General features: G+C 46.9%; 22 protein-coding genes. 14 read left to right on the top strand and 8 right to left on the bottom strand.

Going from position 1 to position 21,306, the window contains the following annotated elements; genetic code table 11:
• On the bottom strand, window positions 1-751 hold a 751-nt coding region (locus JUE95_RS11270; RefSeq protein ID WP_203651635.1), incomplete at its 3' end, for an IS110 family transposase.
• Between the two features lie 734 nt (window positions 752-1,485).
• Between JUE95_RS11270 and JUE95_RS11265 the strand changes: the two genes are divergently transcribed.
• Window positions 1,486-2,103: a matrixin family metalloprotease gene (locus JUE95_RS11265; RefSeq protein WP_203651634.1), complete on the top strand. Its 618-nt coding sequence runs from the start codon at window positions 1,486-1,488 to the stop codon at window positions 2,101-2,103.
• 56 nt (window positions 2,104-2,159) lie between these two features.
• On the opposite strand, the gene JUE95_RS11260 is transcribed toward JUE95_RS11265, so the two are convergent.
• Entirely contained in the window at window positions 2,160-3,149 is a 990-nt protein-coding gene (locus JUE95_RS11260; protein WP_203651629.1) for a LacI family DNA-binding transcriptional regulator, read from the bottom strand.
• Between the two features lie 242 nt (window positions 3,150-3,391).
• On the opposite strand from JUE95_RS11260, the gene scrK reads away from it, so the two are divergent.
• The 10 genes from scrK (at window position 3,392) to JUE95_RS11210 (ending at window position 12,850) form a co-directional block, all read left to right on the top strand.
• Complete coding sequence (gene scrK / locus JUE95_RS11255) at window positions 3,392-4,282, top strand: fructokinase ScrK (RefSeq protein ID WP_203651628.1); 891 nt, start codon at window positions 3,392-3,394, stop codon at window positions 4,280-4,282.
• 18 nt (window positions 4,283-4,300) lie between these two features.
• On the top strand, window positions 4,301-5,299 hold the full coding sequence (locus JUE95_RS11250; RefSeq protein WP_203651627.1) for a zinc-dependent alcohol dehydrogenase family protein: 999 nt from the start codon (window positions 4,301-4,303) through the stop codon (window positions 5,297-5,299).
• A 12-nt stretch (window positions 5,300-5,311) separates the two neighbouring features.
• Window positions 5,312-5,710, top strand: a complete 399-nt coding sequence (locus tag JUE95_RS11245; protein ID WP_203651626.1) for a VOC family protein — start codon at window positions 5,312-5,314, stop codon at window positions 5,708-5,710.
• 70 nt (window positions 5,711-5,780) lie between these two features.
• Window positions 5,781-6,470 (top strand): DUF6198 family protein, encoded by a 690-nt coding sequence (locus JUE95_RS11240; protein WP_203651639.1) that lies wholly within the window; start codon window positions 5,781-5,783, stop codon window positions 6,468-6,470.
• A gap of 122 nt (window positions 6,471-6,592) precedes the next feature.
• A complete protein-coding gene (locus JUE95_RS11235; protein ID WP_203651620.1) occupies window positions 6,593-6,838 on the top strand; it encodes a YdeI/OmpD-associated family protein in 246 nt (81 codons plus the stop codon).
• 111 nt (window positions 6,839-6,949) lie between these two features.
• On the top strand, window positions 6,950-7,675 hold the full coding sequence (locus tag JUE95_RS11230) for an ABC transporter ATP-binding protein (protein ID WP_203651619.1): 726 nt from the start codon (window positions 6,950-6,952) through the stop codon (window positions 7,673-7,675).
• Window positions 7,672-8,817, top strand: a complete 1,146-nt coding sequence (locus JUE95_RS11225; protein WP_203651616.1) for an ABC transporter permease — start codon at window positions 7,672-7,674, stop codon at window positions 8,815-8,817. Before JUE95_RS11230 ends, JUE95_RS11225 begins: the two co-directional genes overlap by 4 nt.
• A gap of 12 nt (window positions 8,818-8,829) precedes the next feature.
• Window positions 8,830-9,474, top strand: a complete 645-nt coding sequence (locus JUE95_RS11220; RefSeq protein ID WP_235995468.1) for a TetR/AcrR family transcriptional regulator — start codon at window positions 8,830-8,832, stop codon at window positions 9,472-9,474.
• A gap of 255 nt (window positions 9,475-9,729) precedes the next feature.
• On the top strand, window positions 9,730-11,127 hold the full coding sequence (locus JUE95_RS11215; protein ID WP_203651615.1) for an SLC45 family MFS transporter: 1,398 nt from the start codon (window positions 9,730-9,732) through the stop codon (window positions 11,125-11,127).
• Window positions 11,128-11,179: 52 nt separating this feature from the next.
• Complete coding sequence (locus tag JUE95_RS11210) at window positions 11,180-12,850, top strand: glycoside hydrolase family 13 protein (RefSeq protein WP_203651614.1); 1,671 nt, start codon at window positions 11,180-11,182, stop codon at window positions 12,848-12,850.
• Between the two features lie 60 nt (window positions 12,851-12,910).
• On the opposite strand, the gene JUE95_RS11205 is transcribed toward JUE95_RS11210, so the two are convergent.
• Window positions 12,911-14,500 carry an MFS transporter gene (locus JUE95_RS11205; protein ID WP_373305688.1) on the bottom strand — a complete coding sequence of 530 codons (1,590 nt, stop codon included), beginning with the start codon at window positions 14,498-14,500 and terminating at the stop codon, window positions 12,911-12,913.
• Window positions 14,469-15,035, bottom strand: a complete 567-nt coding sequence (locus JUE95_RS11200; RefSeq protein WP_203651612.1) for a PadR family transcriptional regulator — start codon at window positions 15,033-15,035, stop codon at window positions 14,469-14,471. Before JUE95_RS11200 ends, JUE95_RS11205 begins: the two co-directional genes overlap by 32 nt.
• Window positions 15,036-15,350: 315 nt before the next feature.
• Between JUE95_RS11200 and JUE95_RS11195 the strand changes: the two genes are divergently transcribed.
• From JUE95_RS11195 to JUE95_RS11185, 3 genes are all read left to right on the top strand, one after another.
• Window positions 15,351-15,977, top strand: coding sequence for an NADPH-dependent FMN reductase (locus JUE95_RS11195; RefSeq protein ID WP_203651611.1), 627 nt, complete (start codon window positions 15,351-15,353; stop codon window positions 15,975-15,977).
• Window positions 15,977-17,434: an NADPH-dependent oxidoreductase gene (locus tag JUE95_RS11190; protein ID WP_203651609.1), complete on the top strand. Its 1,458-nt coding sequence runs from the start codon at window positions 15,977-15,979 to the stop codon at window positions 17,432-17,434. The genes JUE95_RS11195 and JUE95_RS11190 overlap by 1 nt, the downstream gene beginning before the upstream one ends.
• Before the next feature lie 311 nt (window positions 17,435-17,745).
• The gene (locus JUE95_RS11185) at window positions 17,746-18,216 is read left to right on the top strand and encodes a glutathione peroxidase (protein ID WP_203651607.1); all 471 of its coding nucleotides are present in this window, start codon (window positions 17,746-17,748) and stop codon (window positions 18,214-18,216) included.
• Between the two features lie 101 nt (window positions 18,217-18,317).
• On the opposite strand, the gene JUE95_RS11180 is transcribed toward JUE95_RS11185, so the two are convergent.
• The 4 genes from JUE95_RS11180 to JUE95_RS11165 all read right to left on the bottom strand — a co-directional run bounded on the left by JUE95_RS11180 (window position 18,318) and on the right by JUE95_RS11165 (window position 21,192).
• Window positions 18,318-19,130: an alpha/beta hydrolase gene (locus JUE95_RS11180; protein WP_373305689.1), complete on the bottom strand. Its 813-nt coding sequence runs from the start codon at window positions 19,128-19,130 to the stop codon at window positions 18,318-18,320.
• Window positions 19,131-19,448: 318 nt separating this feature from the next.
• The gene (locus JUE95_RS11175) at window positions 19,449-19,937 is read right to left on the bottom strand and encodes a hypothetical protein (protein ID WP_203651605.1); all 489 of its coding nucleotides are present in this window, start codon (window positions 19,935-19,937) and stop codon (window positions 19,449-19,451) included.
• A gap of 115 nt (window positions 19,938-20,052) precedes the next feature.
• The gene (locus JUE95_RS11170) at window positions 20,053-20,625 is read right to left on the bottom strand and encodes an LOG family protein (protein ID WP_203651637.1); all 573 of its coding nucleotides are present in this window, start codon (window positions 20,623-20,625) and stop codon (window positions 20,053-20,055) included.
• Between the two features lie 72 nt (window positions 20,626-20,697).
• Window positions 20,698-21,192 (bottom strand): methylated-DNA--[protein]-cysteine S-methyltransferase, encoded by a 495-nt coding sequence (locus JUE95_RS11165; RefSeq protein ID WP_203651604.1) that lies wholly within the window; start codon window positions 21,190-21,192, stop codon window positions 20,698-20,700.
• Window positions 21,193-21,306 lie beyond the last annotated feature (114 nt).

The raw sequence follows: 21,306 nt of genomic DNA, 5'->3' as shown, positions 1-21,306 counted from the left end.
CTTGCTCATCTTTATTTTGGCTTAATCTACGACTGAGCGTCTGAACTTGATACACCATGTGAGACTCCGCTGGCACAGCAGGGTAACTCCGTGAAGCCAGCTCGAAGAGCTTGCGACCAACTTGGTTAGCTCGCTTCTCGGACATGTGGTAGTTACCTTTTCTTTGAATTATGTCACTAAGTTCATGGAGAGAATGTGTCAAAACAATTTCAGCATGTGGAAATTGTTCTACCATTTTCCAGTATTGAGTACCATCGGTATTAGAAAAAATCTGTTCAATTTCTGGGAAAGTATCCTGTAGGGCTTTGTGAAGCTGATTTTTAAGCTTTACTAAATCGGCAACACACTGCTGATAATATCTACTTTCACGCATTAGTTCTTTATATACTTCATCCTGTTCAAGTGTTGCTGGACGGGATAATACATACTGAGAATCAGCTAAATTCAAGGCGTCATTGACATCATTTTTATTCGGCCGAAGACGATCCATCTCTTTCTTAGCGGAAAGTGGATTGAGTTGAGAAAAAGAGTATCCGTTGTTCACCAAAAATGTACGTAAACGGTGTGAATAGACTCCCGTTGCCTCAAACACAACTTCTATTTGTCCTGAATATTGGTTGATTTTGCTCTTCAGTTCAGTAAAACCGATTAGGTCATTGGTAATTTTAAATTGTGCTCTGACCTCATGGTCAGCAGTAATTGCTACCTGCGATGTCTGTTTTGAAACGTCGATTCCCACAATAATTCGCATTAAATCACACCTTTCGAAGGATTGAAGCAAGTTTGACTAACAACCTAGGATTTAATTTTCAATACTCGGCGTCTGGCGCCTAACTTACTTAGACCAATCTAATAGGTTGCCGGCGAAACAGCCATTTTTAATAGCGGCATCATGTGCCAAAAAGCTGTTCGGCTTTGCTTCGCTACCACTTTAACAAAAAAAGTGGTGTATTCAACTCCGTCGAGCTGAATACACCATTTATATTAGTAAGTTTTGATATTCAAAAAGCAGCTCGTCTTAGGGATAGGGAGGCGGGCTGCTTAATATCGTCTCAGCGAGAATGCTGAAAGACCACGTTTCAGTCAATGCTCCAAACTGGGACAGTAGCTTGGAAACGTCGACTAGCCGATCTGTGCTAGCAACAGTAATAACGTTAGAGGTCACTGTATGGGGGGAGTAGCACAGATTAGCGAGAATGATATGAGATACAGCGGGCTACAGCTGTGTCTGAGTAACCAATCCGCTGAATTGATTACGGTTGCATTCTAACAAGTTTTATTTTGACCTGCAAATAAAAACACTTGAATTTTTCAAGCTAAATTTAAGACTTTTACTGAAAACCAAGTATAATACAGTTTGCCAAAGGTATTCAGTGATGTATTTAGAATCCTCTGGCAAATAGAGAGAGAAAGTGACAACGATGCTGAAAAAATTAATTCTTACAAGCGTTGTTTTTGTCCTTGCGGTATTGAGCTTTAGCAGGGTTGCCCTCGGGGCGTCTCCCTGTCGTCAACCCGTGGCGTTTTGAGACCAACCAGGCCACCGTTCAAATCAAGGTCGACACGTATTACACCAAGGTTTGGAAGCAGGCGATCAGCACCTGGAATTCGAAGAAAGTCTTCACGTTTAAAGTGATTTCCGGACCAGCCCAGATCACAATTTTACCGGCGCAGAGCAACGAAGCCGCGCTGGTCAAGGATAATTACGTGGGCGTGGCCTATGTCGATCATGATAGTACGAAACGGATCATCAGCGTTCAGCTGCACCTCGTTAACGCGCTGCTGAAAAAGAACAGCTACACCACCAGCCAGCGCGTCAACGTGGCGGAGCACGAACTGGGTCATGCCATGGGGCTGGCGCACAACCCCAGCAAGCAAAGCGTGATGTATAAGACGACCCGCTATGTTAGTGTTCAGCCAGTGGACGTGAAAAACGTGCGCGAGCTGTACAGCATTCCTGCCAGCCAGTACTTCATTAACTCACCAGCAACCACTTCCAGCACGGCCAACAAGGACTTAATCACCGACAAGGCTGGCGACCGGTTATTCAAATCACCGTTTGAAACACGGACGGTGGAGCCGGCACAAATCCTATTTTACTGAAGGCAACCAAATAAAGCCGGGCTAATCTCCCATTGAAGATTAGCCCGGCTTTATTGTTAACCTCGCCGAATCAGCTGAACCGAGAAACGTCTGGTTTTAGCCGGTAAAGTAGGTTCGTTGATCCGCTTTAAAACCAGGTCGACTGCTTGATGGCCGATGGTCGCGGTGGGCTGTTTTACCGAAATTACGGGCTGCTTGAAGTAATCAAACCAGGCCGTGTTATCAAAAGTAGCGACCTTAACACCCGTTCGATTCAGCAGCTTAATTTCCTGCAGCACCACCAGCAGCAAGGTGTTGTCGGCGGCAAAAATACCGTCGCAGTGATGGGTCACCAGCAGTTCATGGGCGTAGTCCAGCGCTTTGACCTGTTTCACGTCGCTGGTGTAGATCAGGTCTTCATCCAGCGGTAAATGGTATTCCGCTAACGCCTTTAAATAACCCTGGCGCCGTTCCTTACCAGCCGTGGAGACCCCGCTGGAAAGAATGCCGATTTTGGTGGCACCCTGGCGAATCAGTTCAGAAACGGCCACCTCAGCACCAGAGACGTTATTCACCAACAGCGTATCGAACTGGGACTGTTTATCGGGTGAGGGCGCGCGGTCAAAAAAGACCGTCGGGGTGTCGCCCACCAGCTGATGGTAGTCAAGGTGAGTATCCGTACTAGCGATGATGAGGCCGGAAACATCATAGTGACGCAAAATTTGGATGGCCTGCATTTCTTCGGCTGGGTTTTCGTCGGAATTCAGCATGATGACTGAGTATCCCGCCAGGGCAGCCTGATCTTGAACGGCACGGCTGACCTGTTTAAAAAACTCGTTAGAGGCGTCGGAAATAACTAACCCGATTAACTTCGTCTGGTGTTCACGGATGTTTCTGGCGAAAATATTTGGCTGGTAGCCGGTCTGGGTGATGATGCGCTGGATTTTCTCCTTGGTCCGCTGACTGATCCCGGGGCGGTTATTTAAAGCGCGAGAAACGGTGGCGATTGAAACACCGGCTAATTCTGCAATTTCGTTGATCGTAACACGTGGTTTTTTAAAATCCATCTGGCGTTCGTCTCCTATGTCTAATTACCTCTATTTTAGTTGAAAACCATTAAAATGTACAAAAAAAACGTAAGCGTTTACGTAACCGATAAACCCTATTGTAGTGCGGGTTGAAACTTTTGAACAATCTTTTAATTTGGAAGAATTGACTAAAAGTAGCTCGTTTTAGAAAATAACATGCTAAATTAGACATTGAAAGCGGTTACAGCAGCTTTAAAAATTTTTGAAGAGTGGTGATTAACATGTTATTAGGAAGTATCGAAGCAGGCGGGACAAAGTTTGTCTGTGCGGTTGGCGATGAGGACTACCGCATTAAGGATCGGATTCAATACCCCACGACAACGCCTGAAGAAACTATTCAAAAAGCGATTGATTACTTTAAACAGTTTAGTGATCTGCAAGCCATCTCGGTTGCTTCATTTGGTCCAATCGAGATTCGACCGGAAGCTAAGATGTACGGGTACATTACCGACACACCGAAAGTCGGCTGGGCGAATACCAACTTTTTAGGCATGCTGAAAGCGGCACTGGATATGCCAATTTATTGGACCACGGATGTGAATGGCTCAGCTTATGGTGAGTATATTCTGGCACGAGCCAAGAACCAGAAGCTCAATGCTTTGACGTATTACACCATTGGTACTGGAGTTGGTGCCGGCACCGTTTTGAACGGCAGCTTCGTTGGCACTTTAGGCCATCCGGAAGTCGGTCACGTGCGGTTGAAGCGTCATCCTGATGATTTAGATTTCAAAGGCATCTGCCCTTACCATGGCGATTGCTTGGAAGGGTTAGTCGCTGGGCCCACGTTTGAAGCGCGGACCGGACGGAAGGGTGAAACAATTCCGTTAACCGATCACGTTTGGGACATCATGGCCTATTACGTGGCGCAAGCCGCTTTACAGACAACGCTGCATATTCGGCCGCAAAAAATTGTGTTCGGCGGTGGCGTTGTCAGTGAAGAATTCCTGAAAAAGGTTCGTCACGAATTCGCGCAGCTGCTGAATCATTACCAAGATGTCGGTAAGCTGGATGATTATATCACCATGCCGCTGGCTGCACATAACGGGTCAGCAACCATCGGTGACTTTGCCTTAGCCTATCGGGAAGTTAATCAATTAGTTAATCAACAATAATAGAAGGAGCGATTATTTATGAAGAGTTTAGTACTTACTGGAACAAAGAAAATGGAAATTCAAGATTTGGAAAAGCCAACCCCTAAAGCTGACGAAGTGTTAGTTAACACTAAGTACGCTGGTATTTGCGGGACTGACCACGCACTGTACAACGGACTGCCAGGTTCAGCTAACGCGGTTCCGCCAATTGTTTTAGGCCACGAAAATTCAGGGATCGTTGCCGGTGTCGGCAGCGACGTCAAAGGCTTTAAAGTCGGTGACCGTGTGACAGTTGATCCTAACATCTACTGCGGCAAGTGCTTCTACTGCCGGACAGGCCGTCCCGAATTATGTGACAATCTGTCAGCCGTAGGGGTTACCCGTAACGGTGGTTTGGAAGAATACTTCACGGCACCTTCAGAAGTAGTCTATCACTTACCAGATGAAGTTTCACTAAAGGCCGGTGCAACCACTGAACCACTTTCATGTGCCGTTCACGGTGTTCAACTGCTGAAGCTAACACCTTATCAAAAAGCCTTAGTCATTGGTGATGGCTTTATGGGTCAATTATTCGTTCAACTTTTGGGCGCCTATGGTGTTCACCAAGTCGACCTTGCCGGTATCATCGACGAAAAGCTGCAATTGAACAAGGACAAGTTCGGTGTCACCAACATTTACAACACTACCCGCGATAAGATTCCTAGCGGCTACGACGTTGTGATTGAAGCGGTTGGTTTGCCACAAACTCAAGAAGAGGCCGTTGAAGCTACCCGTAAAGGTGCTCAAGTCTTAATGTTTGGTGTGGGTAAACCTGATCAGCACTTCCAGATGAACACCTACGAAGTTTATCAAAAGCAATTAACCATTCAAGGTTCATTTATTAACCCTCGTGCCTTTGAGGATTCCATTGCATTGCTTGCCAGCGGCAAAGTTAACGTTGAACCGCTGATCAGCCACGAACTTGATTTGGAGCAAGTTGCTGACGTTTTGGAAGACAAAGTTGCCGGTGTATCTAAAGCAGTTGTCAAGATTGAATAGAGGTAAATAACGATGGCATTAACTGATTACGTTACTGGGATCCAGCACGTTGGTATCCCATCAAAAGATTTAGATGTAACAATGGCATTTTACAAAAAACTTGGTTTTAAAGTTGCCGGACTGTTTCATAACGGTGAAAACCGCTGCGCTTTTCTCCAACTGGGCAATTACGTCATTGAAACCTGGGAAGGCGATCCAGTCGTTGAAAAGACCGGTGCGATCAATCACTGTTCACTGAACACTACTGACGTTGACAAGGCTTTTGAAGAAGTTAAAAAGCTCGACGGCGTTACGATGTTAGACAAAGAAATTCAATCCATTCCGAGTTTCTGGAAACACGGGATCCGCTTCTTCAACATCTTGGGTCCTAATCACGAAAAGATTGAATTCTGCGAGAAATTGACTAAGTAAAACGAAGGGGCGTGAGAATGTGAATGCAGTTCAGCCACAGGTAACTTTTGACAAGCAACGGCATATCAGTATGGCGGCCTCTATCGGGTACTTTGCAGTTTCTTTGGTGATCAACTCACTGGGGAACGTCCTTACGCTGGTGACCAGTACGCACATTCACCCGTCCTTTCTCGGGTCAGCGTACTGGACGGCGGCTGAGTCAAACTTAGGCCAGGCTTTACTGGGAAATAATTCCCAAGTCCTGTTCTGGGCGTTCCTGGTATTAGGCATGCTGGTCGCACTGATTAATGCCGGCTTGATGCACCATTTTGAATGGGAACGGGTACTGGGAAACTTAGCTTTTCTATTACCGTTTTCACTGTTCATTCAGTGGTTCGCTAACATCTTTAACCGCATCATGCCAAACGCGTATTCGCCGCTGATGGTGACGCTGTACGTGCTGATCAATTTCCTTGGCGTGGTTTTCATGGGAACCGCAATTTCCATTTATCAGCGGGTCAACTTAGTATTGCATCCAGCTGACGATCTGACACAGATTTTGCGCTACCGTTACTGTCACGGCAACGCCACCGTTGCAATGTGGTTCTCGTACGTACCGCCGACAATCATGGGCATTATCGCGGCCCTGATGACGGGCAGTATCACTAACTTTGGGATCGGAACGCTATTTGCCTTCCTATTCCAAGGCAGTATCACGGGGATCGCTGACCGCATCGTATTTCCAAAGTTAAAACACCAAGCACTTGACGTTGGCCGTTAAAAGCTGACTGGTACTTATCAATCGATAAAAACGCCTGACACTGATTCATTTCGGTGGCGGGCGTTTTTTTGTTGGGAAAAATGCTATACTAATAGCACCAATCATCCGAAGGGGGAGTCACCATGGCTCAAAAATCACTAGCAGACTACGAAAAAGATATTCCGGCAGTGGCGGACTTATTAGCTGACCAGCCGGACATGCAGCAGTTTTTCAACGACTTAACGCCGGGTTACCAGCGGGAATGGGCGCGGTTCATCTTTGGCGCGAAAGCTGAAGCGACAAAGCAACGCCACATTGAAGTGATGCAGACGGTCTTTAAGGCCGGTTATAAGTCCAAGCGGGCATACGATTCCCGGCCAAAGGAATAGGGGATGTGAGAGCTTTTAATTAAAGCTCTTTTTTTTATTGAAATTTGGTGGAGGTGAGTATATACTCACTAGTGAGTGATCAATTACTTACCTGTGAACGGAGGGGTTAAAATGGCGGATGCAATCATTGATCTGGAACATTTAGTTAAGAAGTTCGGCAAACAGACTGTTTTAAAAGACGTGAACTTAACGGTGATGCCGCGGCAAATTGTCGGCTTGATCGGACCGTCTGGTGCCGGTAAATCAACCGTGATCAAAACGGCGCTGGGCATGGAAGTAGCGGATGGCGGGACGGCCACCGTGTTTGGTCAGGTGATGCCTAAGCGAAAATTACTGTCACGAATCGGCTACATGGCGCAAACGGATGCGCTGTATGAATCGTTAACGGGGCGGGAGAACCTCAAGTTCTTTGCCCAGATGAAGGGCATCAAGAAGGCGGCGTTAAGCGAGTCTATCGACCACGTTTCGCGGGTGGTGGACCTGCAGGATGACTTGGATAAACGGGTCAGCGGCTATTCTGGCGGGATGATGCGGCGGCTGTCGCTGTCCATCGCGCTGCTGGGTAATCCGGAACTGCTGGTTTTGGACGAACCAACCGTGGGTATCGACCCCGCTTTGCGGCGGCAGATCTGGCAGGAGCTGGACAGCATTCGCGATGAGGGCCGCAGTATTCTGATCACCACCCACGTGATGGACGAGGCTGAACTCACGGACAAGGTGGCGTTGCTGCTGGGCGGCAGGGTGATCGCCTTCGATGAGCCGGCCGCGTTGAAGGCCCAGTATCAGGTGGATTCCATTGAACGGGTATTTTTGAAGGCGGAAGGTGAATTCAAATGAGAACATTTGCGATTATGAAGCGGGTGCTGGTTGAAATGCTGCGGGATAAGCGGTCACTAGCTTTGATGTTTTTAGCGCCAATCCTAGTACTTTGGCTGATGAGTGTGATCTTCACGGCTAATTCCACTACCAGCGTGGAAGTCGGGACGGTGGGAGTTACGTCCAGTGTTTCGGCTAATTTGAATCGGGTAAAACACGTCAACGTTCACCACTATGCCAGCCAGAATAACGCCAAAAAGGCTATGAAGGCTGACAAGATCGATGCCATTATTCATAAAACCGGTAATGATTACAGCCTGACGTATGCCAATACCGACTCCAGCAAGACTTCGGCAGTGAAAATGGCGTTTAGAAACGCCTTAACGCAGACGAATATCGGTCAGATGAAGGCGCAGTTAGGCAAGGCGCAGGAAACCATTGGCAAACTGCAGAAGACGTTGCCAGCGCCAGTGCAAAAACAGCTGCGTTCACAAATGCCAGCTCCAAAGAAGGCAGCGGCACCGCAGATCACTAACCATTACGTCTACGGCGATTCCAGTACCGGCTTCTTTGATAAAATGCTTCCGATCCTAATGGGCTTCTTCGTCTTCTTCTTTGTGTTCCTGATCTCCGGGATGGCACTTTTAAAGGAACGAACCAGCGGCACTTTATCGCGGTTACTGGCAACACCGGTTAAGCGCTACGAAATCGTCTTCGGCTACATGGCCAGTTACGGCGTGCTGGCAATTTTCCAAACAATCCTGATCGTCATGGCAACTATCTGGTTGCTGGGCGTGGAAGTGGTCGGCAGCGTGCTTAATATCATCGTTATTAATCTGATTTTAGCGCTGGTGGCACTGGCGTTTGGTATCTTGCTGTCGACCTTCGCCAACTCCGAGTTCCAAATGGTGCAGTTTATTCCGGTGGTCATCATTCCTCAGATCTTCTTCTCCGGGATCATTCCAATGGATTCCATGGCCAGCTGGATCAAAGATATTTCGTACATTATTCCCATCAAATACTCTGGTGACGCTGTTACCGGAATTATGATGCAGGGCAAGAATCTATCGTCGTTTGGGTTAGATATTGGGGTGCTGCTGATCTTCTTGGTCGTGCTCACCATTTTAAACGTCAAAGGGCTCAAACGTTACCGTAAAGTATAGGGGGGAATCGGCTTGAAAGACGCAATTTCTGCTAGCTACAGAGACTGGCTGGCTGAACAGGAGATGCCCAAGGGCAAGCGTGCGGCCATGCTGTCAGCGCTGGAACTGTTTTCCAAACAGGGCTACGACGGCACCTCGACCATGGCGATTGCCAAGAACGCGGGAATCAGCCAAGCAACAATTTTTAAGTATTTTAAGACGAAGGACGATTTGCTGGCGGCCATTTTTAAACCGATGATCAACAACCTGCTGCCCGAATACCGGGAAGACTTTTTGGCTGAGATTCCGCAAACCGCCACGCTAAGGGAGGCCATTCACTTTTTGGTGCGGGACCGGTACGACTTTCTGATCAAAAATCGTGAAGTGGCCCTGATTTTTATCACGCAGGTGATGACTAACGCGGAGACCCGGGCCATGTTTCAGCAGTTTATGGCGGACACGGCGCCCATGTTCATTAACGCGATATACGGCACCCTCAAGAAGAGCGGCAGCCTGAGAGCTGATTTACCGCCGGCAGCCGTGCTGCGGACCATTGCTGGCCAATTGCTGAGCTACTTCGTTCAGCGCCAGGTGCTGATGCCGGAAGTTAAGGCGGATGAGGACATTGACCTGCAGCTGATTGAAGATTTGATTGTCCGAGCAATTAGTAAAGACTAAATACAACCATAATAAAGACGAGCAAAAGTTGGTTAAAAAAACTTGCTCGTCTTTATTATTTCTTTAAAACTAACGCTAATCCCGTCAACGCCAGTACTTAAGGCTTTCATGAGCAAGTAAGCAATTATTTTAAGACATTGCAAACGTTTGCGTTCGGTGTTAGCATAATCAATGTAAACGTTTACTTTGAACATGACGTATGGGTCGAATAGCTAAAAACTCATATTTAAAATGCTATATAAAGGAGGAATTACAATGGAAACAAATACAACAGTAGCTGGCAACAGTGATGTTAAAGCTGAAGCCAAAACTAATAAAGTCACCTCTCATTTACCAAGTTTAAAGCTAGGTACGATCTTTGCGATGACCTTTGGCTTTTTTGGCGTCAACATGGCGTTTTCGTTGCAGCAATCACAGATGGGCCGGATTTTTCAGACGATTGGGGCCAATCCTAACAACTTAGGATTCTTCTTCATCTTGCCGCCATTAGCCGGAATGGTTATTCAGCCTTTAATTGGTAAATATTCAGATCGAACTTGGACTCGTTTTGGAAGACGAATGCCTTATTTATTGATCGGTGCCCCAGTTGCAGCAATTGTTTTAGTCTTACTTCCTAACGCTGGTTCATTTGGATTCGGTTATGCTTCTACCGCCGCCCTTTGGTTTGCCGCGATTGCGACTTTATTCATGGATTTATCTTCTAATGTTTGCATGCAGCCATTCAAGATGATTATCAGCGACATGGTCAACGAAGATCAAAAGGATATGGCCTGGTCATGGCAGCAATCATTTTCCAACATGGGCGGTGTTTTAGCCAGCTTGGTGCCATTCTTCTTAGCCTTTATCGGGCTATCAAATACCGCGCCAAGGGGTGAAGTGCCGATCACCGTTAAGATTGCTTATTACTTGGCGGCCGCAATATTATTGATTACTTCCTTCTACACGGTTGCGAAAGTGCACGAATATGATCCCAAAACTTATGCCATGTATCACGACCTTGATTTAGCTAATCAAAAGAAGCAGCCAAGCCTTTGGACGCTGGTTAAACAAGCTCCCAAAGTATTCTGGGAAATTGCCATTGTTCAATTCTTTACCTGGTTTGCGATTCTGTATTCCTGGACCTACGCTGCCGGTGCCATTTCACTGAACGTTTGGCACACGTCAAACCCATCATCAGCAGGGTATCAAGCTGCTGGTAACTGGTACGGTGTTTTGACCTGCATTCAAGCGATTGCTTCCGTCGTCTTTGGTCTCTTAGTTCAAGCACGGACGAAACCGGAACACAGAAAAAACTGGTACGTCTTTGGCTTGCTTGCTGGTGCGCTAGGTTTCATCATGATCTTCTTCGTTCACAGCAAGTGGCTCCTGATCGTTCCATTCTGCTTGATTGGGATCACTTACATCACCATGAACACCCAGCCATTCACGTTATTGACCGAGGCGTTGAATGGTGAAAATGAAGGTGCTTACCTTGGTTTGTTTAACTGCTCGATCTGCCTGCCGCAAATCGTGGCCTCAGTATGCAGCTTCTTCATCTTCCCAATGGTTGGCCGCTCCATGCCAGCAATGTTCTTAGTGGGTGGTGTCTCATTGATCTTGGGTGCTCTTTCAGTTAGATTTATTCATTCGAAAATTAGCGATCAGGCAGCTTAATGCCGGCTGATCAAGCAAACTTAAGTTATTACATTAATAGGAGGAAATTGAATTGACTAAAAAATGGTGGCAAAATGCCGTAATTTATCAAATTTATCCGCAAAGTTTTCAGGACAGCAATAACGATGGTATCGGTGATCTTCACGGGATCATCAAGCATCTGCCTTACCTGAAAAAGTTAGGTGTTGATGTTCTGTGGTTAAACCCGATCTATCAATCACCGCTGAAAGATAACGGTTATGATATCGCCGATTACAAGAAGATCCTGCCGGAATACGGCACCATGGCCGACTTCGATGAATTATTGAAAGAAGTTCATGCTCACGGACTGAAATTATTGATGGACCTCGTGGTCAACCATACGTCCGATCAGCATCGCTGGTTCCAAGAAAGCAAGAAGTCCAAGGATAACAAGTACGCTGACTACTATATGTGGCGCGATCCAGTTGACGGTCACGAGCCGAATAACTGGCATGCCGCGTTCGGTGGCAGTGCTTGGACCTACGTACCGGAACGTGGTCAATATTACCTGCACCTGTTTGCACCGGGTCAACCAGATCTGAACTGGGAAAATCCAGAAGTGAGAGAATCCGTTTGGGACATCATGCGTTTCTGGTTAGATAAGGGAATCGACGGCTTCCGAATGGACGTCATTAACCTCATTTCCAAGCCGGCTGGTCTGCCAGACGCACCAGAACCAGGGACTTATCCGCTTACTGAAGGGTTAGTGGCTGATGGGCCAAAATTGAACGACTACCTTCACGAAATGAATGAGAAGGTCCTTTCACACTACGACGTGATGACCGTGGGTGAAATGCCAAGTTCAACACCGGAAGATGCCATTAATTACACTGGCCTCGACAGCCATGAACTCAACATGGTCTTCCAGTTCCAGCACGTGAGTTTGGAACCTAATCCAGACAAGCGCCTGGGCAAGTGGAATGATCAGCCAATCAAGCTGCCAGAACTGAAGAACGCCCTGTCACGGTGGCAAAAAGCACTGGATGGCAAGGGCTGGAACAGCCTTTACTGGAACAACCACGACCAGCCGCGGGCAGTTTCACGGTTTGCTAACGACGATCCGAAGTACCGTGTTCGCGCGGCCAAGATGCTGGGGACCACGCTGCACATGATGCAGGGGACCCCATTCGTCTTTGAAGGTGAAGAATTAGGGATGCCAAATGCCCACTACACCAGCATTGACCAGTATGAAGATCTGGAATCAATCAATGCTTATAATGAGCTGGTTACTGAAAAGAAGCTGGTTGACGGTCCAACCATGCTGAAGTATTTGGCGAACATCTCGCGGGATAACGCCCGGACACCAATGCCATGGAACGGCGGTAAGAACGCCGGCTTCTCTGATGTTAAACCGTGGTTTGAATTGAACCCGACTTACAAGGAGATCAATACCGAAAGCGCCGTTAACGATAAGGATTCAGTCTTTTACCACTATCAAAAGCTGATCCAGCTGCGGCACGATTCTGATTTGGTCAAGTTTGGAACCTACGACGAAATTGACCCCGACGATGAACAAGTCTTTGCTTACCGCCGTCACTATCAGGGCAAGACGTTACTCGTCATCAGTAATTTCACCGCGGACATTGTTCAGCGCGATTATGATCAGGCAAAGGCTGATCAATTAGTGATCAGCAACTACCATGACGATAAGGGGACTGAATTACGGCCATACGAAAGCAAAGTTTACGTTTTTAATGACTAGTTAACAATTAAAAAGAACCGGATTATCAGCAATGTGCTGGTAATCCGGTTCTTTTGTGATTTAATCTTGTTCTTTAATTGTAATATCAGCGGACTTGGGGTTGTGCTGCAACAAGAGGGCAGCAGCAACACCGCCGATGACGGCAATGACGGCCGCGGTGATTGCAACGGTTGCCATGCCGTTATCATAAGCCTTGATGACGATTTGCTGGAAATCGTGCGCGAAGGGCGCGTGGCTCAACCGGTTAGAAAAGGCGATCCCGTGACCGGAGAACGGCCCAGCATCAACCAGGGCCTTCTTCAAACCGCTGAGGGCTTGAGCAGGCATGTGGATTGAAGACAGGTGGCCGTTGAGGTAGCTCTCGTATTGATTATCCTGCATCAGTCCAAGGCCGACGACACCAATGGTGGTTCCCAGCTGCCGGAACACGTTCAGTAAACCGGAAGCCATTCCCATTTCGTTGGCTTGAATGCCTTCCATACCGGCGGTGTTCAGCAGCGGGTTGACCATCCCGTTGGCGATCCCCATCCCAACCATGCCGGGCCACAAATCAGTGAAACTGACGGTTGGACTGATTGCCCGTGCCATGAGCCAAAAGCCGATAGCGCCGATGAACATACTGATGCTGATCATCCATTTTTTCGAGTAGCGGGCACTGAGAATTCCCACGATGGGGCCAAGGATCAGTGACCATACACTGATGGTCAGCTGCCGCAGCCCGGTTTGAGTGGCGGAGTAACCGATGTAATTTTGCATTAAAGCGGTCAAAAAGGTGTTATAAGCGTAGAAGCCGGCACCTAACGTAAAGGCGACAATGACCACGCCGATAAAGTGCGGTTTCTTGAACAGCTTTAAGTTGACCATGGGGTCTTTGATCTTGGTTTCAGCGAAAATGAAGAGGATCAAAACGATGGCGCCGCCAATCAGCCAGCTGCTGACCCGAACATCTGTCCAGGTCCAGCGCGGATGACCTTCCTTGACGATCAAACCGTAAATAATCGCAAATAAACCGAGAGCCGACAGCAGCATACCCAAGAGATCCACTTTCTGATTCTTACCATAACTAGGGGTTTCCTGTACGTAGATGACGGTTAAAATAACTGCCAGAATACCAAACGGCACGTTGACGTAAAAAATTGCCGGCCAACTGAAGTGTTCCACTAAGTAGCCGCCGATCAGCGGACCGGAAGCGGAGGAAACCCCGATGATGGAACCCAGAATACCCAGGGCAAGACCGCGGTCCTTACCCGCAAAGTTGGAGGCTACGAGTGCCATTGACAAAGACATCATCCCGGCACCGCCAATGGCCTGTACACCACGGCCGATGTCTAAAATCAGTAGGCTGGAAGCCATCCCGTTCACGGCAGAAGCCAGCACGAATAGGATCAATGAACCGAGGAAAACTTTCTTCCGGCCATACATGTCACCCAGTTTTGACATGATCATCAGGGTAACAGCGTAGACCAGGGTATAGGCGTTTAACACCCATTGTAAATCGGTAAAAGTGGTATTGAAATCACGCACCATGGTTGGCAGCGCGACGTTAACAACGGTGACATCCAATAGTCCCATGAAGACACCCAGTCCCATGGCGGCTAAAGCGATCCACTGTTTGACGCTAGTTTTTTGAGTCATTGTTTTGCTCCTCATTTTGAATTTCGAATAGATATTGTGTCACCCAGTCCAGTTTGGTTTGGCAAATGGCAATGCTGAGATTGATGGAACGAAGACCGGCTTTTAAAGCCGCCGCGTTCAAGGTATGATCTGCTAATAACGTTAATAAGTGCTCGTGAACCTCACGGTAGATGTTGAGGTCTTCTTGGATCTTATGATTGTAGTTTTGCAGGATTTGTTTCTGCTGCTCTAGGGTCACCGCGAACAGCCCGCGAAATTTGAACCGGTAAATCGATTCGCTGCGGGCACCGTCTGCCACGGGCTGCTGCATCAGCTCATAGAAGTGGGCCTTGCCGGCAGCCGTAATGTGGGCCAGCTTCTTGTTGCGCGGGTCCTGCGGATTTTCGTTGAAGACGATATCGCCATTAGCTTCCAGTTTTGACAGTACCGGATACATGACGCCGTTGGAAATCTGTCGCTGGGGAACCAGCGCGCTGCCCAGTACATCCCGTAATTTATAACCTGACATATCACGGGACATGAGCATGCCAAGGATCAGTAATTCATACATAGTAACCTCCCATAGGTCAGAACGACTTATCGAGTATATGTCGTTTCGACGGGTAATGCAAGTGAAATTTTAAAGTGGGAGTCATTAACCGCTTCCATAAAATGATACTATCCTAATATTTTTGTATTCTAAAAATATATAATTTTCTTAAAAAAGAGCAGGTTTTCACTAAAAAAGAGGCTTATTCGTGGTATGATATTAGGTGAGTAAAGGACTAAATATTCATGTATGAATTTTCACAAACGGTCTTGATATTGGTCCGCTTTCTTCTCGCAATCAGTCCTGCAAAGGCCGTTAGAAAGGGTGAATGAACAGATGAAAAAGTTTGTGGCACTTGTCGGTACGAATACCGCTAAATCAACCAACCGTAAGTTATTACAGTATATGAAAAAACGCTATGCGGATGATGCTGACATTGAAGTCGTTGAACTGAAAGGTTTACCGATCTTCAAGAAGACCAAGGAAGTCTTTATTCCGCAGCAAGCACGCGATATTGCTGAAAAGATCGAGGCATCCGATGGGGTCATCATCGGCACACCTGAATACGACCATTCGATTCCGGCACTTTTATCCAGTGCGTTAGCTTGGCTGTCATACGGGATCCATCCTCTGATGGACAAACCAGTGATGATCGTTGGGACCTCCTACGGGACTTTAGGTGCTTCCCGTGCACAGGCACAGCTACGTCAAATCTTGGATTCACCGGAACTCAAGGCGACTGTACTGCCTAGTTCAGAGTTCTTATTAGGGCATTCATTACAAGCCTTTGACGACAATGGCGACTTAAAGTCAGCCACCGAATCACAGAAGCTGGACAGCTTATTTGACGACTTCTTGGAATTTGTTGATTTAACTGATCAATTGGATAATTCTAAGAAGCTCCACGAGCACGCGGCAGCGACATTTTCTTGGGATAACGGCACAACAGGAGATGATAAATAATGGTTAAATTAGTTGGAATCGCCGGCTCAATCGGCGAACAATCATATAATCGGATGTTACTGGAATTTATCCGTAACCACTTTAAGAAGTCAGTTGACATTGAACTCTTAGATATCAATAACGTCCCAGTGTTCAACGAAGACGAGGATCACAACGACAACCCTGTGGTTCATGAATTAGCACGGAAGATTTCCGGCGCTAACGGTGTTATTTTGGCAACTCCAGAACATAATCACACCGTTCCAGCAGCCATGAAGAACGTCATTGAATGGTTATCAAACAACGTTCATCCATTAAACGGCAAGGCGGTCTGGATCGTTGGGGCTTCATACCATACCCAAGGTTCTTCACGGGCCCAGTTACACTTGAAGCAGATCTTGGAATCCCCAGGTGTTAACGCGTTTGTGATGCCTGGTAACGAATTCCTGTTGAGTAACGCCAAGGAAGCCTTTGATGAAGACGGCAACTTAAAGGATGCCCGGACAGTTGGTTTTCTCGACTCAGTAATGAAGAAGTTCTTAACGTTTATGAAGGTGATTGAAATGATGGATGCCCCAGATCCAAAGAATTCCCACGAAGAAGATATGGATTCGAAACATCCAGTAAACACCACCGTTGAAGACGTTGATATGACTGATCCAGAATGGGTGGAAAAAGCCGCTGAAAAGACCCACGCTGCTACTGGCGGCGATTACGTTAAGTTAGATCGTGGTCTCCTAACAGTTGACCAGCTGAATTACTTCTTGAACTCAATGGCCGGCGAATTAACCTTTGCTGACGATAATAACCAGTTCATTTACTACAACAAGAACGCTGACGCCGCACACATGCTGGCACCCAGAACCCCTGACCAAGTTGGGAATCCATTGAGCGCCGTTCACCCAGACCGGGTTATTGAACACGTTAAGCAGGTGCTGTACGCACTGCGGACAGGTGAGAGCGACGTTGTTTCAATGCCTGCTCAAACCGGTCCTAACCAGCACGTCATGCACTACTACCGGGCAATGCGCGATGAAAACCGCCGTTACCGCGGGGTCAACGAATTGGTTATCGATATCATGCCAATTTTGAAATACTACTTAGCGGCAACTGGTCAAAAGCTGGTTAAGGATCCGGACGCTGTACCGATGTCACCAATTACCGGCCTCGATGCCGTTACTGGTGCTTCGAAACATTCAGATCCAACCGACGCAACCAGTGGTGCTTCAGCTTCTAAGTCAGTTGAAAAACCGGCTACTAAACCAGCAACGGATGCCACTAGCGGGGCGTCTGCCTCAACCGCGGATGCTGCTCCGGCAGCTCCAGAGGAACCGGTTGACACCGATGCTTTGACCGGTGCGTCTGAAGAGCCTGAAGCTGGCTACACAGCAGCGGGCGATGCAACACCAGCTAAGCAGCCGGCACCAGAACCAGAATCATCTGATACCGACGCAACAACCGGTGCTTCACAAAGCTAAATTGAATTTTGAGAGCGTGTAACACAACTCAGGAAATTCCAGAATGTAACGTAAACAAGCCATTTCGACGTTTTTGTCGGAGTGGCTTGTTTACGTTACGTGGCCGGAATCTGAGTTGTGGCGCAGGTTTAGACTAGATTAAAGTATTGTACAAACGCAAATTTTAAGTTGCCTTTCAGTCAAGAAACCAGATAAGATTTTTATCAGTAGACTTATTTCACAGCTCCCTTTTAGTGAGTCTATAACTTGTAAGAAATAGCTGAAAGCGGTATATTAATTGCACACAATCAAATAAAGGGGGAGGTTTACGCATGAGCACAATTTACGATTTTCAAGAAACTGAAATGAACGGTCAGCCAATCAAGTTTGACGATTACCGCGGCAAAGTATTATTGATCGTTAATACCGCCAGCAAATGCGGATTAGCGCCACAATTAGAAGGTATCGAAAGACTGTACAAACAGTATCATGATCAGGGCTTTGAAGTTTTGGGACTGCCATCAAACCAGTTTCACCAGGAGCTGGGTTCCGATGAAGAAACCGAAGCTTATTGCCAATTGCACTATGGCGTAACGTTTCCCATGACTAAGCAGGTTCGAGTGAACGGCGATGATGAAGATCCGCTGTTTACCTATTTGAAAGATACTGCGGGTCACGGCCGGATCAAATGGAATTTCACAAAATTTCTAATTGGCCGTGATGGGCAGATGATTAACCGCTACGCACCAGTGTTTAAACCGGAAAAGATTGAACCGGCTATCGTTGAAGCGTTAGGAGAGTAAGTGTGACTGTGTCATCAGTCGATAGATACAAATAATGCCTATTTCGCAATTTCTGCGAAATAGGCATTATTTTACGTTAAGTTTTGTCACAGTAGCTTGGTTTAATGCTGTAAATCAACGTGTTCAACTAAAACGTGCCGTTTCAAGAAATCAACGGTTTCATCAAAGACGTCATCTAAATAGCCCTTCGCGTGCCGGGTGCCCGGCACCATGTTAAGTTCAAATGGCACGCCAACGTTGGTGAGGGCATTCGCCATGGTGAGAATCCCGCTGGTTGGCACAAATTCGTTTAATGAATTGGCCAGATACATGGGTCCCGTCTTACTGGTTACCCGGTGAACGGGGGTGGCCGCTGTCAGTTCGTCAGTGCGCTGGTTGAAGTAGTTCATCACGAACCACTTGTAGAAGGCATCGTTAGCACCATTCTGATTAATGGTGGAACTGGCTTGCTGGTTGAAGCCGCTAGTATCACCTTCAGCTGCCACAACGTCTTGGTGCTTTTCCAGCCAGTCGTCAATGTCGAGAATACCGGAAAGAGAAACGGCTGGAATACCGTAACGAATCGCCATTTCCACTGACATGTTGCCGCCGGCAGAAGAACCAACGACCCCAATCGGCATTTGATTGTATTCACTGCGCGAGATCCATTCCATCAGCGACGCCATGTCAGCTAACGGTTCCGGATAATAAACGTCAGGTGTCATGCGATAATTTGGCACCAGGACCATGTAGCCTAGGTTAGCGAGACGCGTTGCCCAATCCGCGTCCTTGCTCTTATCACCACGGAACCAGCCCCCGCCGTGGATATCAATAATCAGACCTAGAAAGGGCTGTGTCCCATCGTGGTAAGCGTCCAGGGTTAAGTGCCGATTTTCATCATAGGTAATGTCATGTTTTACTTGCATTCTACCCACCTCCAAAGATTAAATTCACGGCGAGTATGGCAAAAATATCAAACAAAATCAAGCATTTGGTTCTATAGAGCGGGATGCTGGGCGTAAAAAAATTATGCTATAAGTCTATATTGACAAACATGTACTCAAATTTCTTGACTGATGCACAACATAAAATTTACTTTCGTTTCGATGCTTTAATATAGTCTTAACCTGCTCCATAACTCAGATTCCGGCCATTTAACACCACAAAGCGCCTTCCCAATCAAGACCATTGGGAAAACGCTTTGTGGTGTTAAATTCTGGAATCTACCAAGTTATATCACAACTTCTCGGTATTCAAGGCTGCAAATGATAAATAATAATAGCTGCTGCGTATGCCAGCATGATCACGTTACTGGTAATATTGGCATGGTTAGCCAGCGTCATAAGGTGCTGGTAGTGGGCGCTAAGCTCGGTTAGTGGGGCCGAAGTTTTAATCATTTCTGAATGCTGCTGATAAAGCTGCTCGTATTGAGACGCCAGTGATTCGTATCTAAGATCCCAGAACCAAAAAATCCAGGCAATGCAAAAAGAGCCAACAATTAAACCGATAAATAACTGTTCGGCGGGGGATGCCAGTACTTCCTGAACGCTCACAGTATTATAGTTCATAGAGGCCAGTGGCTGGACGCTTACGACACCAATCGTTGAGGCTAAAAAGATGACGAGACAAATTAACTGAGAACAAGTTGCTCTTAGATGACATTTGGCTTTTCTGTCTAATGAAATGAGCCCTTGAGAAACGTCCGACTGTACCTGTGTGTAAAAACGCACATTGGAAAGCATGATGACAACCTCCTTTTTTACATCGAAGCACCTTCTTTTTAATTGATTATATCTAAAACCGATAAATTTTTAAAATAAAAAGGCTCGCCAATGTTGATTTGGCAAGCCTTTGTGGCTAATTTTGATAATTAGTTCTAACAGTTGGCGGTGTATAGTTTTTCATAAACTCAAAAATTGCTGGCAGGGTAGCGGCAAATAATAATTTACTACGATGTTCAGCCGATAAGAATCCTTGTTGGACCATTTGATCAAAAAAGGCCCTTAGCGGATCGTAATAGTGGTTAATATTGTAGAACACACAGGGATTATTGTTGTCGCCAATTCGGGCCCAGGAGTAAGCTTCCGTAATCTCTTCTAAGGTACCGGGACCGCCGGGTAAGGCGATACAGCCGTCAGCCATCGTCAGCATTTTTTGCTTACGCGTGGCCATGTTATCAACCACCGTTATATCGGTGATATTGTTGGCTGCCGCGCCGCGTGCCACTAAGTTTTTGGGCATGACACCGTGAACTTTACCGCCGGCCGCGATCACTGCATTAGCTAACACAGCCATTAGGCCGACACTGCCACCACCATAAACTAATTCTAATTGATGGTCGGCGAGATACTGACCTAATTCAGCGGCTGCTTTTTGATAAATGGCTGAATTTCCGGTAGCCGCGCCACAATAGACCGCAATTTTTTGAATCATTGATTGACCCTCCTAAAAGACTGCTGTTAAGCATTATGTATATAGCATTGTATGATGAAATTAGGCTTTTTATTGGTGCTCTAAAGCCAATAATTGCCGTTTGCGTTCGAGTCCGCCAGCGTAGCCGGTTAATTGCCCATTAGTACCCACTACCCGGTGGCAGGGAATAATAATGCCGATGGGATTATGACCAACGGCGCCACCGACAGCTCGAGCTGAGCCAGTTTTATGCCCGTTTAATGCCGTGAGCCGGTCGGCAATTTGCTGGTAAGTCATGGTTTTACCATAGGGGATAGTGGTTAGCACGTGATAAACCTGCAGGCGAAACGGCGTTGCCTGAGGGGCTAGAGATAATTGATCAATGGCTGGTTTGCGGCCGCTGAAATAAGCATCCAGCCACTGGGCCGTCTGCTGAAGAATCGGCGACGACCCATGTTGGATGGTTGCTAACGCATATTTAGCACCTAAATGAGCCTGATCACTGTACCAGAGTCCCAGTAAAGAACTCGAATTGGCTAGGAGGATCAGCTGGCCCAGCGGTGAAGAATAGGTTGTCTGCAGCATACTTTCAGCTCCTTTCAATTTAGAAGATTAAGCTACTTTAGGCTAATTGGCAAGTCGGAATCGCTCAGAATTAAATCGAAAATATGTTCGCCTTTCCTCTTCCGCCGGCAACGT

Origin of the sequence: Secundilactobacillus yichangensis, from assembly GCF_016861565.1 — a bacterium.
GTDB lineage: Bacteria > Bacillota > Bacilli > Lactobacillales > Lactobacillaceae > Secundilactobacillus > Secundilactobacillus yichangensis.
This window is presented reverse-complemented; position numbering and strand designations above follow the sequence as displayed.

Bases quoted from the DNA above. Each gene is read 5' to 3' on its own strand.
- JUE95_RS11260 (WP_203651629.1), bottom strand. From the start codon at position 3,149: ATGGATTTTAAAAAACCACGTGTTACGATCAACGAAATTGCAGAATTA.
- scrK (WP_203651628.1), top strand. From the start codon at position 3,392: ATGTTATTAGGAAGTATCGAAGCAGGCGGGACAAAGTTTGTCTGTGCG.
- JUE95_RS11250 (WP_203651627.1), top strand. From the start codon at position 4,301: ATGAAGAGTTTAGTACTTACTGGAACAAAGAAAATGGAAATTCAAGAT.
- JUE95_RS11245 (WP_203651626.1), top strand. From the start codon at position 5,312: ATGGCATTAACTGATTACGTTACTGGGATCCAGCACGTTGGTATCCCA.
- JUE95_RS11240 (WP_203651639.1), top strand. From the start codon at position 5,781: ATGGCGGCCTCTATCGGGTACTTTGCAGTTTCTTTGGTGATCAACTCA.
- JUE95_RS11235 (WP_203651620.1), top strand. From the start codon at position 6,593: ATGGCTCAAAAATCACTAGCAGACTACGAAAAAGATATTCCGGCAGTG.
- JUE95_RS11230 (WP_203651619.1), top strand. From the start codon at position 6,950: ATGGCGGATGCAATCATTGATCTGGAACATTTAGTTAAGAAGTTCGGC.
- JUE95_RS11225 (WP_203651616.1), top strand. From the start codon at position 7,672: ATGAGAACATTTGCGATTATGAAGCGGGTGCTGGTTGAAATGCTGCGG.
- JUE95_RS11215 (WP_203651615.1), top strand. From the start codon at position 9,730: ATGGAAACAAATACAACAGTAGCTGGCAACAGTGATGTTAAAGCTGAA.
- JUE95_RS11205 (WP_373305688.1), bottom strand. From the start codon at position 14,500: ATGAGGAGCAAAACAATGACTCAAAAAACTAGCGTCAAACAGTGGATC.
- JUE95_RS11200 (WP_203651612.1), bottom strand. From the start codon at position 15,035: ATGTATGAATTACTGATCCTTGGCATGCTCATGTCCCGTGATATGTCA.
- JUE95_RS11195 (WP_203651611.1), top strand. From the start codon at position 15,351: ATGAAAAAGTTTGTGGCACTTGTCGGTACGAATACCGCTAAATCAACC.
- JUE95_RS11190 (WP_203651609.1), top strand. From the start codon at position 15,977: ATGGTTAAATTAGTTGGAATCGCCGGCTCAATCGGCGAACAATCATAT.
- JUE95_RS11185 (WP_203651607.1), top strand. From the start codon at position 17,746: ATGAGCACAATTTACGATTTTCAAGAAACTGAAATGAACGGTCAGCCA.
- JUE95_RS11175 (WP_203651605.1), bottom strand. From the start codon at position 19,937: ATGCTTTCCAATGTGCGTTTTTACACACAGGTACAGTCGGACGTTTCT.
- JUE95_RS11165 (WP_203651604.1), bottom strand. From the start codon at position 21,192: ATGCTGCAGACAACCTATTCTTCACCGCTGGGCCAGCTGATCCTCCTA.